This is a genomic window from Lapidilactobacillus gannanensis, from assembly GCF_003946675.1.
GTDB classification, from domain to species: Bacteria; Bacillota; Bacilli; order Lactobacillales; family Lactobacillaceae; genus Lapidilactobacillus; species Lapidilactobacillus gannanensis.
Window position 1 is genome coordinate 112109 of sequence record NZ_RHOT01000001.1, and the last position, 12306, is coordinate 124414.

12 protein-coding genes are annotated in these 12306 nt (G+C 37.1%); 1 reads left to right on the forward strand and 11 read right to left on the reverse strand.

What is annotated here, in order from left to right:
- Window positions 1–383: 383 nt before the first annotated feature.
- From EKM81_RS00525 to EKM81_RS11290, 7 genes are all read right to left on the reverse strand, one after another.
- Complete coding sequence (locus EKM81_RS00525; protein WP_125646795.1) at window positions 384–2204, reverse strand: glycoside hydrolase family 2 protein; 1821 nt, start codon at window positions 2202–2204, stop codon at window positions 384–386.
- Window positions 2205–2216: 12 nt separating this feature from the next.
- A complete protein-coding gene (locus EKM81_RS00530; RefSeq protein WP_125646798.1) occupies window positions 2217–3980 on the reverse strand; it encodes a glycoside hydrolase family 2 protein in 1764 nt (587 codons plus the stop codon).
- On the reverse strand, window positions 3923–4408 hold the full coding sequence (locus EKM81_RS00535; protein WP_125646801.1) for a hypothetical protein: 486 nt from the start codon (window positions 4406–4408) through the stop codon (window positions 3923–3925). The genes EKM81_RS00530 and EKM81_RS00535 overlap by 58 nt, the downstream gene beginning before the upstream one ends.
- A 3-nt stretch (window positions 4409–4411) precedes the next feature.
- The gene (locus EKM81_RS00540; protein WP_125646804.1) at window positions 4412–5251 is read right to left on the reverse strand and encodes a carbohydrate ABC transporter permease; all 840 of its coding nucleotides are present in this window, start codon (window positions 5249–5251) and stop codon (window positions 4412–4414) included.
- 5 nt (window positions 5252–5256) lie between these two features.
- Window positions 5257–6168 carry a carbohydrate ABC transporter permease gene (locus EKM81_RS00545; protein ID WP_125646807.1) on the reverse strand — a complete coding sequence of 304 codons (912 nt, stop codon included), beginning with the start codon at window positions 6166–6168 and terminating at the stop codon, window positions 5257–5259.
- A 68-nt stretch (window positions 6169–6236) separates the two neighbouring features.
- A complete protein-coding gene (locus EKM81_RS00550) occupies window positions 6237–7358 on the reverse strand; it encodes an extracellular solute-binding protein (protein WP_225420126.1) in 1122 nt (373 codons plus the stop codon).
- Between the two features lie 10 nt (window positions 7359–7368).
- Entirely contained in the window at window positions 7369–7509 is a 141-nt protein-coding gene (locus tag EKM81_RS11290) for a hypothetical protein (RefSeq protein ID WP_225420127.1), read from the reverse strand.
- A gap of 222 nt (window positions 7510–7731) precedes the next feature.
- Between EKM81_RS11290 and EKM81_RS00555 the strand changes: the two genes are divergently transcribed.
- The gene (locus EKM81_RS00555; RefSeq protein ID WP_225420128.1) at window positions 7732–8655 is read left to right on the forward strand and encodes an ArsR/SmtB family transcription factor; all 924 of its coding nucleotides are present in this window, start codon (window positions 7732–7734) and stop codon (window positions 8653–8655) included.
- 56 nt (window positions 8656–8711) lie between these two features.
- On the opposite strand, the gene EKM81_RS00560 is transcribed toward EKM81_RS00555, so the two are convergent.
- From EKM81_RS00560 to EKM81_RS00575, 4 genes are all read right to left on the reverse strand, one after another.
- Window positions 8712–9455, reverse strand: coding sequence for an alpha/beta hydrolase (locus tag EKM81_RS00560; protein ID WP_125646813.1), 744 nt, complete (start codon window positions 9453–9455; stop codon window positions 8712–8714).
- A 93-nt stretch (window positions 9456–9548) separates the two neighbouring features.
- A complete protein-coding gene (locus EKM81_RS00565; protein WP_125646816.1) occupies window positions 9549–10523 on the reverse strand; it encodes a LacI family DNA-binding transcriptional regulator in 975 nt (324 codons plus the stop codon).
- A 21-nt stretch (window positions 10524–10544) separates the two neighbouring features.
- Window positions 10545–11378 carry a carbohydrate ABC transporter permease gene (locus EKM81_RS00570; RefSeq protein WP_379880135.1) on the reverse strand — a complete coding sequence of 278 codons (834 nt, stop codon included), beginning with the start codon at window positions 11376–11378 and terminating at the stop codon, window positions 10545–10547.
- A gap of 12 nt (window positions 11379–11390) precedes the next feature.
- Window positions 11391–12287, reverse strand: coding sequence for a carbohydrate ABC transporter permease (locus tag EKM81_RS00575; protein ID WP_379880133.1), 897 nt, complete (start codon window positions 12285–12287; stop codon window positions 11391–11393).
- Between the last annotated feature and the right edge of the window lie 19 nt (window positions 12288–12306).

The window sequence follows — 12306 nt, forward strand, 5'->3', positions numbered from 1 at the left end:
TTTTTATTTAGCAAAAATGAGTGTGCGCCAAAAGGCGGTCAGCCGGTGAGCTTTAACGTAAAATGCCGAACAATTCGTTAGAATTGCTCGACATTTTTACGTTAAGCGGAACCGGTTGCCATTTGAGAATACGTTTCAGCAACGAACGTTCGTATTATTTTTTGGATAATAGACTTATGTCCCAGACTCTCTTTTTATACTGCTTACGTGCTTATTACTTAGTCAAAAAATTACATAATTAAACCTCAACTTATGCAGACAAATCATTTCTCGGCTATTGCCTTTTTTACTACTCTAATACTACTTAAATTAAGATTTCAATCTATTAAAGTTCGACAATAAAACACTATTAATCAAATGACGACCAAAAAACGTGTATCCTATTAATTATTAATCTCCACTTCTTTATGGGAAAGTGGTGTATTACAGTCAAAATCAAATATTTTATTTATCTTTTTAATATCAGCCTTGGGTTGCCGATCATAGGTCAATAAACCGTTAATTTCTTGCTCGACATCAGTTAATTGAGTATAGCAATATCCCCATAATCCTTTAGACGCTGCTACAGGGGTAATAACACGTTCTAATTCACCTAAATAATCTTTGGAAGAGGATGCTGTTGTGTAGCCCCATCCATTTACGTCGTTAACTGCAAAGCCAATCCCTCCAAATTCACTCAATACAATTGGCTGACCGTTATAACGAAATCCTTTAGCAAATATATCCCATTTCCCAGGTGCCTGATTAATTAAATTTCCAATATGCGACAATGTTTCAGTGAATGACTGATATTGTTTACTATCAGCACTAGTTCCATGACTATAGTTATGAATCGCAACAATATCCGTCGCAGTATTATCCCAACCATCGTTTGATTCGACTAATCTTGAATCATCTAAAGCATGAATCATATGATAAAGTGCTTCTGAGAAATGCTGTTGCTGATTATTTAAATGAATTCGATCGACGCCCCAGCTTTCATTCAATGGTACCCAAACAATAATTGCTGGATGATTATAATCACGCACAACGGATTCTTGCCAAGCATCAATTAAGCGATTAGCAGTTTCCGTTGCGTAATACGGTGCTGAGGCGACCTCTTCCCAAACTAAGTAACCTAGTTTGTCAGCCCAATATAAGAATCGTGGATCTTCGATTTTCTGATGTTTACGACAACCATTAAAACCCATCTTTTTCGCCATTTCAATGTCAACCTTATAAGCATCATCAGATGGCGCTGTTAGTAAGCCTGTTGGCCAATATCCCTGATCCAGAACCAATCGCTGATAATAGGGATGATTGTTTAATTGAATCATGCCATTTTCAGTACTTACTTTTCGCATACCAAAATAAGAATTTACGTTATCTTTAATAACACCATCTGAATCAACTAACCGAAAGTCGATATCAAATAAATTAGGATGTTCTGGGGTCCAAGTCCACCCATCGTTATGAAATTCAGTTCTAAAGATATGTTGCTGAAATAATTCAACTGATCTTTCCAAACAATTACTCGTAATTAATAATTGATCCTTAGCAACTAGCTCGCCTTTAAAGGAAATTTGATAGGCCAAATTAAGTCCCACTGCAACATCAGGTACTTGAATCTTTAACCCAATTGACGTCCGATCCAAGTCTGGTGTCATTTGGATATCAGCTATATGCTGTTTATTAATTTTTTCAACCCAAACTGTTTGCCAGATGCCCGTTGTATTGGTATACCAGATTCCTTCTGATTTGCCTGTCCATGACTGTTTGCCATGGGGAATGGTCTCATCATAAGTACGGTCACAAACTGCTACTGTCAATTGTTGCTCTCCCACAACTAAATCATCAGTAATATCAAACGCAAAAGAATTATCGCCACCAATATGCTGACCAATATAGTGCTGATTAAGATATACTTTTGCCTGATAATCTACTGCACCAAAATGTAATATCACCTGTTCATCAGGGGCAACTGGTTCAATTTCAAAAGTACGCTGGTACCAAATCGCATCATGGACGTTTTGATCATTGATTCCACTCGTCTCTGATTGAAAAACAAAAGGAACAATGATTTCATGTGAATTAGGTAATGTTATTTGATACCACTTTGCTGATTGTCCTTCTTGTTGATCATCGAAGGTAAACTGCCACTTCCCATTGAGATTAAGCCAATTTTCTCGCTTAAATTGTGGCCGCGGATATTCCGTTCTTGTCATTTAATCACTCCATTAATCCTGATCATTTATTTCTTTAACTCGTTGTATACTTACTTTTGGTTTACGGTCAATTGTCAGCAAACCATTCGTTTCTTGCTGGACATCTGTCAATTGCGTATAACAGTATCCTTGAATAAACGGAATTTTTTTAATTGCTTGATGGATAGTAGCAAACCGTTTAAAGAAATCTACCTCACTTTCCGCCTGCATGCCATAGCCCCAACCATGATCCTGTTTGAATGAAATGCCACCGAATTCAGTCACCAAAATTGGTTGTCCTTGATAATGGTAGTGATTTGCAAAAGCAAACCGATCATTATTCGGCTGATAGTCATCACTCGTCAGCTTCGTAAAATCTTGGTATCTTGCTAGGAATTTTTCACCACTAAGCTCATAGTCATGCAACGTCAAAATATCAGAAATAGTATGTTCCCAACCATCATTGGTTATCACGGGCCTCATGTTGTCATATGCTTTAGTTAAATAATAAATGCTATTAACAAAAGATTGCTGCTTTTCGTCAGTTTCGACACTGCCAATTCCCCACGATTCATTAAACGGCACCCAAGTAATGATCGCCGGATGATTATAGTTTTGTTTAACAATATCAGTCCATTCCTGGGAATAATTACTCATTGCCCGGTTGTTGAATTGATATGTTGCTGCCATTTCCGACCAAACCAATAGTCCTAATTTATCAGCCAAAAATAATAACCGCGGATCAGCAATCGATTGATGCAGCCGGATACCGTTATAACCCATTGCTTTAATCAAGTGAATATCATTTGTGATTTCTGAAATTCCGGTCGGTGTCAAACCACTCTTAGGCCAATAATTTTGATGTAAGACCAACTTTTGATATAGTCGATGACCACTTAAAAGTATTTCTTGACCCTTAATATCAATTCGCCGCATCCCAAAATAAGTTTGAACTTGATCTTCAATTTCGACTTTATTTATTAAGGTTAGTTCAAGATCATAAAGATTTGGTTGTTCTGGGGTCCAAGCTTTGATACTCCAAGGAAAGGGTTCGTCCCTTTGCTCAACAGACATTTCAAATTGACATCCAGTTGACGTTAGCGGACTTTGCACTGAATTGATAACCTGCCCTTGATAACGAATAACCGCTCGTACTTCATTAGCCAGATAATTATTTACAGCACTAGTCTTAGTCTCTAGCTCAATATCAATTGTTTTAAGGTCCATGCTCGGCGTCACCTTAAAATTGCTAATTCGCTGATTACCTGGAATTTTTTCTAACCAAACTGATTTCCAAATGCCAGTAGTTTGAACATACCAACACTCATAGTTTTCCTTGCGCCAACGCTGTTTACCACGTGGTTGAGTTGTGTCATTATTATCCTCGACTTTAATGACTAACTGATTAGATCCTTCATGAAGATACTTCGTAATATCGAACGCAAACCTGGTGTAGCCACCTTGATGAGTACCAACCTGCTCATTGTTCAAATAAATCGTGCTAATATAATCGATTCCACCAAAGTTCAGTATAGTTGATGTTAGCTTTCTGTCCTTCTGATACTCAATTTCCCGCTGATACCAAACGTAACGATGTGACACCTCATCATGAATCCCACTCTGCTCTGTTTCATACGCATAAGGTACGATAATTGTTTGGGCGTCTTTTGGTAATCCGCTTGCCCAATTTTTTTCGGTGCCTAAGTTCTGATCATCAAACATAAATCGCCATTGACCGTCTAAAGACTGCCAATTTTTTCGTCTAAATTGTGGTTGTGGATGTTCCAGTTCTGACATTTTTTAGCTCCATCTTTTTTATTTTTTAAAGCTTTGTTTTTTGATAAGGCAACAACACCAGCAACAATTGCTAGCGCTACTGAGATAATATCCATACAAAAGTATGCTAAAATTCCCAAAATCAATAAATAAATCGGCCATTTATAAGAAACATAACTATCTTTAAACCATGTTTTTGCTAAATAAAGATTAAAAATACCTAACCCAATCAGCAGTACGCCAAACATGACACTGAAAGTATATAGACTACCAAATAATGCGGAGATAGCCTGACTAACTCGGGGATCAAGTTTCAATCCATGGGTCGATCCATTTAATTTCAAATAAGTACCATAAATTAAAATAGTAATTAATCCATCGGCGATTTGCCAACCGCCTAAAACTCGAATTAGTACCCGTTCAAATTTACGATTTAATTGTGTTTTCATAGCTTACCCCTTAACACCGGCAGAAAGTGACATTGATTGTAGGAAGTACTTCTGAGCAAATAAATACAAAATAAACGTTGGCACAATCGCGATAAAAGCACCTGCCATTAATAAAGTCGGTTGAGATTGATACATACCTTGTAATAATTGTAGTCCCGGCGTAATTGGCATTTTATCAATATCATTAAAGACAATTGACGGCCACAAAAAATCGTTCCAAGATCCCGTAAAAGTAAATAATGCGACCACATAAAGAACTGGCTTAGTTAGCGGTAAAATAATTTTTCTAAAAATAGTAAAATCACTGGCACCATCCATTCGGGCTGCCTCATCAAATGAAATGGGAATATTTGACATAAATTGCCGAACTAAAAAGATATTGAAAACACCGGCAGCGCCAGGTACAATCATCGCCCATTTCGTATTAACCCAACCCAGTAAATCAATAATTTTATAAAGCGGAATAATGTTAACAACACTAGGAAACATCATTGTCGCTAGCAGAAAATAAAACAAGGCATTTTTACCTTTGAATTGTAGCCGATCATACGCAAAAGCAGATAACGAAACCACGATCAAGACTAAAACAGTATTTGAAACTGAAATAATCATCGAATTAGCAAACCAATGAAACAAAGGTGTACTAGCATTATTAACCAACAATTCCGTATAGTTGGTTAATACCCAGTTGATTGGTAGAAATTTGAAACCTATCGTCGAGAATTCAGCCTCGCTTTTAAACGAAGTAACAATACCCCAAATCAACGGCACTACCCAAATAATTGCCAAGATCAGTAAAAAGGTAAATGCGATAATTCTTGAACCTAATTTATTTTTTCTCATTTCGTTTACCTCGAATTATCCCGTAAGAATACGAATTGAATTGCGGAAACAATCATGATACAAATGCCTAAAATAATTGCCATAGCCGAAGCAATCCCAGCAATTGATTGACCCGAGCCGAACGCATTTTGCTGAATGTACATTAGAAGAACAGACGTTGAACTGTCAGGACCACCATTAGTCAACATTAATGGTTGACCGTAAATATTGAATTGGGCAATTGTGGTCATCACAACTGTGTACAGAATTTGACTACGAATGCTTGGCAATGTGATTTTAAAGAACTGCTGAGTTGGCGTAGCACCATCAATTTCAGCCGCCTCATAATAATCTTTAGAAATGCCATTTAGCGCAGCCTGATAAATAATCATGTTACCGCCAATAGTCCACCAAATTGTGACAACCACAATGGCAATCCAAGCGTATGGCTGAGTCCCAGTCCAAACCGTCTTTAAATGAAAAATATTATTAATTGGGCCATAAGCCACGTTAAACATTAAATTCCAGATAATAACGACTGCAGAAATTGCAAAGAGTGAAGGTAAATAAAATAGTGCTTGAAAGAATTTACCTAATTTAGGTTTTACATTTAATGCCAAGGCCATCAGCAAGGGCACGATAATACAAAATGGCACTGAAATAACTACGAATAAAAAGGTATTCTTTAAACCAGTTCGTAATTGTTCATAAAAGACGGAACTATTATCAAAAAGTAGTTCTTTATAATTTGCCAGACCGATAAACTTTGGCGATCCCATTAAATCCCAATTGGTAAATGAGATATAAATCCCGAAAATAACAGGAATCAAAAAGAAAATAGCAAAAATAATTAAATGTGGTGCAACAAATAACCACGGTGTTAGATGGCGATCTTTTTTTACGTGTTTAATATTATTTTTCTCGACTTGTGCATCCATGTTTTGTCTCCCTAACTAATAAAAGAAGGCCGTTCGTCAATGATAAACTGCCCCCTTTTATGAATTGGCTACTTCTTATTTGCTTGATCTTTATCGATTTTTCCTTGAACTTCTTTTTGCATTGTTTGAAGCGTCTTTTCTATTGAAACTTTACCGAAAATAGCATCACCAACGTGCTTGTCCAAGGAATCAGCGACAAAACCATTATACTTATAATCAAAAATCTTCATCGTAGCTTGTTCTTCAGGTGTATTAATCAAGAATGACTGTCCCATCTTCTTATAAGCTGCATCATCCTTAATTGCCAAAGAAGCAGGATTTTGTCCGGATTTTGCCCATTCTTGAGAATGTGTACGAACCCAAGCAATGAATTTCATAATTGCCTTTGTCTTAGCAGCATCCCGGTCTTTACTCTTGAACATGACGAATTGATGTGAAGACGACCAGTTAACTGCTTTACTTAGGTCGGAAGATAATTGTGGTGCATTAATCATTCCCCATTCAAATTTAGCGGCTTTAACTTGATTTTGCATCCAAATACCCTCTGGATAGAAGATTTCTTTACCACTTTGGAATAGCTGTGCTGGATCCTGACCATCGCGAGAAGTAATGCCAGATTTATACATGGCAACATATTTTTCTAAGGTCTTTTTCCCATCAGCATTGTCTAACGTGACATCAGTACCGTTCTTAGTTAATTTGCCACCATATTGGGCATATAGAGAAAGAAAATTTGGCTTAAACCAAGTTACACCTAGTCCCGTAATCTTATCTTTCTTCGCAGCTTCCCCAGCAGCCTGAATCTCATCAAAAGTAACGATATTGTCATCCAGCGCTTTAGGCGCATACTTTTTAACTAAATCCTTGTTGTAATACATTTGGAATGTATGAATGTCTAGGGGCAAACTGTATCGTTTACCATCTAAATCGCCAATATTCCATGCCTCAGTAACATAATTACTAGCCTTAATCTCGGGATAATCGCCTAAGTACTTATCATAAGAAATCAACATATTATTGTCTTTATACTGTTTAATTCGTTCGGCATGAACAATATTCAAATCAGGAATATTTTTACCAGAATTCACGACGGTTGGAATCTTAGTATACATATCCCCTTCTTTCATGGAGATATTCTTCACCTTATATTTGGGGTTGGTCTTGTTGTATTGATCAACCATTGCCTGCATGTTCTTACCATCAGGGCCAGTGAATGGGTTCCAAAAAAACAATTTCCTTAGAATTGGAACTACTGGAACTACTTGAGGATTTCCCACAAGCGGTTAAAGTTAACGCTGCAGTTACTGCCAATAACGATAAAACTAGTTTTCTTGCCTTCATTACATATTCCTCCTATAGTCAACGCGAACGTTTACTAATATATTTGATTGCAAAACCCAAAACCGTTTCATTAAGCGCTTACAAGTAGCACTATAAACTCGTGTATCCTTGTTATCAAGAGAGTTTAGTAACTTTTCGGCTTTTTAACTAAAACTCGAAATAAGTTTACTAAATCTAACAGTTTAGCTATAATGTTGTTAGCCGTTAGGGAAACAATAAGGAGTGATTAACTTGGAGATTGACTTAGATAAAAACAATTTGCCAATTTTACATGCGCTTGACTCGGAAACAAGAATTGACATTATTAATTTATTGATTCGCCAGCCAGCAACGATTACTGAGCTTTCTCAGAAGTTGCATTACAGTAAGGCTGTCATTTCAAAACATGCCCGTATTTTGGAACAAGCTGGCTTGATTCAGCAATCTGAAATGGTTGCTTCAGATAAACGTCGCCGTGTTTTATTTTTAAAAACTGATAATATTTTAATCAACATGCCCGAAAGAATTTATCCCCAATTCGAAAAATTCAGCTACAATATTCCACTTGGCAACTATTTCAATACTGACAACATCCGGCCAACTTGTGGTATGGCGAACTATAAACAAATTATTGGTAAATTTGATGACCCAAATATCTTTTTATCCAACGATCGTTTTTCGGCTACTCTGCTTTGGTTTTCATCAGGTTTTGTTGAATACATTATCCCTAATAAATTGCTTGACGTTAGTAACCCAGAGCTAATTGATATTTCCTTTGAAATTTCTTCAGAATTTCCCCAATCTAATAATAATTGGCCCAGTGATATTAGCTTTTGGTTAAATGGTATTAAACTCGGCACCTGGACGGTATCTGGTAATTACTCTGACGTTCGCGGTGTATTGACGCCTAAGTGGTGGGGATCAGAATTTAGTCAATATGGTCTTCTAAAACACCTACGAATTTTAAAAAGCGACACGGCCATGGACGGAGAGCACATTTCCGATGTTACAATTAATGATTTAAACCTGGACCATTCAAAAACCATTCGCTTAAAAATTGGCATTGACCCTCAATCGATCAATCAAGGTGGTTTAACCCTTTTCGGACATGACTTTGGTAATTACAAACAAGATATTAACTTTTCTTGTTTTTATTCAAAAAACTAAAAAAGAATCTTTGAGAGAATTTAGCATTAGCTACTCTCAAAGATTCTTTTTAATTCTTAGCTTATCTGTTTCCTAATATCAGCCAAAACATCTTGGATGGCATCATCCCAAACTCGCCATTCATGAGCACCTGGAACAATTTTAAGTCTACTCTTGAAGTGACTTGCAAGCAGATTTTTGTTTAGTCTGAGGTTAATTTCATAAAAGGGGTCATGATCACCACAAATCTGATAGATTTCCGGTTTAGGCTTATCAGCCGACCAAGACCGCACCAAACCTGTTAAATCATTTTTGGTCTCCTTAATTGCAGTTTCGGAACCAAAAAGACTGCTGTACCACGCATCGCGATCTGGATGTGCTTGCCAGCTTGCCTGAATGTCAACCATAGCAGAAAGTAAGTAGGCCTGCTCAAATAGCTCAGGATGATTTAAAGCGACTTTCAAGGCGCCAAATCCCCCCATAGACACGCCAGCAACAAATGTACGATTACGTTCAGTTGTCAAATTAAACCACTGCCGAACACGATTTAGAAGTTCTGTTAGATAATCAAAATAGCGACTCCCATTGACTTCGTTCGTGTAATAACTACGATCAACGCGAGGCATCACAATCGCAACTTGTTGTTCACTAGCATAAGCGACTAATTTTGTTTGTTCTAACCAAACGTTCTCATCATCACCTAATCCATGCAACAACAATAAGACTGCCAAATTTTTCTTAGGTCGCTCCGGCAAGATTAAATTTACCCTGGTTCTCATGCCTAAACTTTCTGCATAAAATTCCAAATGATTTAATGCCACTTTCTCGATACTCCTTATAAACTCTTTTTAACTATCATAAACAGAAGAAATCCCCATAATCAAAAATTGATTGTGGGGACTTTTCATGAAAAACTAATTCTGGCTCTCACCTAATGAGCCCCGATGAATCACTTTGGTATGAATGAATTGATTATCCACCTTATCACCCTCCAGCAAACTGATTAACGTTTCAGCCGCAACTTCACCCCAATGATGTTTAGAATAATCGACCGTTGTTAATTGTGGTCGCAAATACTGACCTAACATATCATTATCAAAGCCAATTATTTTAACATATTGACCAACGATCACTTGATTAGCAGTGAATTCCTCGTAAAGGCCAATTGCCATTTCATCATTTAAGGCGAAAATGCCAATGTTATGCAAGCTCATTTCAATAATTGATTTTGCCGCGCGATGCCCGCCAGCAATTGTGAAGTCACTAGGAATCACTAAAATTGTTTTACCTGTCATCTGCTCAACTTGTTTAATTGCTGCTTGCAATCGAATTCGCGAATCAAATGAATCTGTTGGGCCAGTTACCAAAACAAAGTGGTCAACATTCGCATCATTTAGAGCAGCAATAGCTTGCCGGGCACCCTCAGCATTGTCCAACAATACATGCCGCACATTCTTATTCTTCATTTCGCGATCCATCACCACGAGTTTGCTACCATCATCCGCATAATTATGAATTAAATCATCAGTAAAATTAGCATCCAAAATAATCGCGCCATCAACAAATCGTTGTGAGATAAACGAGCGCGAACGACCACCACCAGTACCAACAATCAACTCATAATGATGTTGCTTAAGCACGCTGGCAACGCCATCAATCATATGGCTATAAAATTCACCACCAAAATCAGTGACGTACATGCCAATAATATTTGTTTTTTGTTTCTTTAAAGTTCGACCAGCAATATTGGGTGTATAGTGCAACTCTTTAGCAATCGCAAGAATCCGGTCACGGGTCTCCTCCGTAACTTTAGAACTACCATTTAATGCATACGAAACAGTTGAAATAGAAACACCCGCATTTTTTGCAATTTCTCGAATGCCTACCACCTAAATTACTCCCAACTTAATTTATTTTTCAGCTTGAACATTGAAGCCTTGTAAAATATATTTTTGGAAAATTAAAAAGATAATAATAATTGGAATAACCATGAATGAAGAACCAGCCATTTGTAAACCATAATCAGTCGTATGTTGACCCTGTAATAATTGTAACCCAACTGACAACGTATAGTACTTCTGATCGTTGGCAATAATTAATGGCCATAAGAATGCATTCCAACCACCTATAAAGGTTAAAATACCTTGAACAGCCAGAACCGGCTTTGAAATTGGCAAAATAATATGCCAGAAAATGTACCATTCACTAGCCCCATCAAGCCGGGCTGCTTCAATAATCGAATCAGAAATATTTGACATAAATTGTCTAAATAGGAAAATTGCAAAGGCACCGACTAATCCGGGCAAAATAATGCCTAATAGAGTATTGGTTAAGTGTAATTGATTCAAGATTAAATAAACAGGAATCATCGTGACTTGGCCTGGGATCATCATTGTTGATAAAACTGCAATAAATAGGAACGCTTTGCCTTTAAACTTAAATTTAGCAAAACCATAACCAGCCATCGCATTAAACAATAAGCCAACAAATGATGCCAATGTGATAATCAAAGTATTTTTTAAATAAACGCCAAAATTACCGCTGACAAATAAGTTCTTATAATTCATTAGTGTCCAATGTTGCGGTAGGAAATTCTGAGTCATCTGTGAGATTTCCGCATTGCTCTTGAAGGAAGATAAAAACATCCATAAGAACGGCAAAATCGTCATTAACCCCCAGAAAGCTAAGATCAAGCCGACAACACCTTTTGATAATTTTCTTTCACTACGAAAATTTGTATCCAACTTGTCCGCCTCCTATTCGCCTTGTTGTTTCTTCTGAATCTTAAATTGGATTAAAGTTGCCACAATGATTGCTGCAAACATAATAAATGAACCAGCAGCGGCATAACCAAAGTTGCTATTCTGGAAACCATTCTGATAAACGAACAGGGCAACTGAATTTGTACTATTCAATGGTCCACCCTTGGTCATGACAAATGGTTCGTCGAAGAACTGGAACCAACCAATCAAAGTTGTCACACTAACAAAGAAGATTGAGAAACGAAGTGAAGGAAGAGTAATGTGTCGGGTTTGTTCCCACCAATTAGCGCCATCTAATTCAGCCGCTTCATACAACGAACGTGGAATTCCTTGTAATGCTGCTAAAAAGATCAACATGTTTAACCCAATGGCTTTCCACACAGCTAAAATAATCAAAGAAATCTTTGCTGTTGCGGGATCATTTAACCACTGCAATGGGCCAATGCCAATTTTGCCAAGCATATTATTTAACAAGCCCATATTAGGATTGTACATGTATGTCCAAACAACGGCAACTGCTACAGTATTAGTAATTGAAGGTGTATAGAAAATTAACCGCAAAAATGAAAAGAATTTGTTATTGCCAAAATTAATTAGAATTGCGACAGTTAACGATAATAGTACAACTAACGGCACCCCAATCACAACATAGTACAAGGTATTACCTATTGATTGTAAGAACTGTGAATCGTGAAAAAGTTTAACAAAATTATCCAGGCCAACAAATTTAACAGTTGACCAATTTCCTAACCCTGTAATATCAAGACCAGTAAAACTGATCACCAGTGCAATCAAGATTGGAATTAATGAGAACAAAAACAGCAGCAATAAAGCCGGTAACACGAAAGTATACGGCATCAAACGATTCCGAATTGATTTACCCATACTCATTATCCCCTTTCACTTAGCA

What these genes read in the sequence shown, in the direction of transcription:
- EKM81_RS00540 (WP_125646804.1), bottom strand. Translation starts at nt 5,251, where the DNA reads ATGAGAAAAAATAAATTAGGTTCAAGAATTATCGCATTTACCTTTTTA.
- EKM81_RS00535 (WP_125646801.1), bottom strand. Translation starts at nt 4,408, where the DNA reads ATGAAAACACAATTAAATCGTAAATTTGAACGGGTACTAATTCGAGTT.
- EKM81_RS00525 (WP_125646795.1), bottom strand. Translation starts at nt 2,204, where the DNA reads ATGACAAGAACGGAATATCCGCGGCCACAATTTAAGCGAGAAAATTGG.
- EKM81_RS00550 (WP_225420126.1), bottom strand. Translation starts at nt 7,358, where the DNA reads ATGCAGGCAATGGTTGATCAATACAACAAGACCAACCCCAAATATAAG.
- EKM81_RS11290 (WP_225420127.1), bottom strand. Translation starts at nt 7,509, where the DNA reads ATGAAGGCAAGAAAACTAGTTTTATCGTTATTGGCAGTAACTGCAGCG.
- EKM81_RS00530 (WP_125646798.1), bottom strand. Translation starts at nt 3,980, where the DNA reads ATGTCAGAACTGGAACATCCACAACCACAATTTAGACGAAAAAATTGG.
- EKM81_RS00545 (WP_125646807.1), bottom strand. Translation starts at nt 6,168, where the DNA reads ATGGATGCACAAGTCGAGAAAAATAATATTAAACACGTAAAAAAAGAT.
- EKM81_RS00575 (WP_379880133.1), bottom strand. Translation starts at nt 12,287, where the DNA reads ATGAGTATGGGTAAATCAATTCGGAATCGTTTGATGCCGTATACTTTC.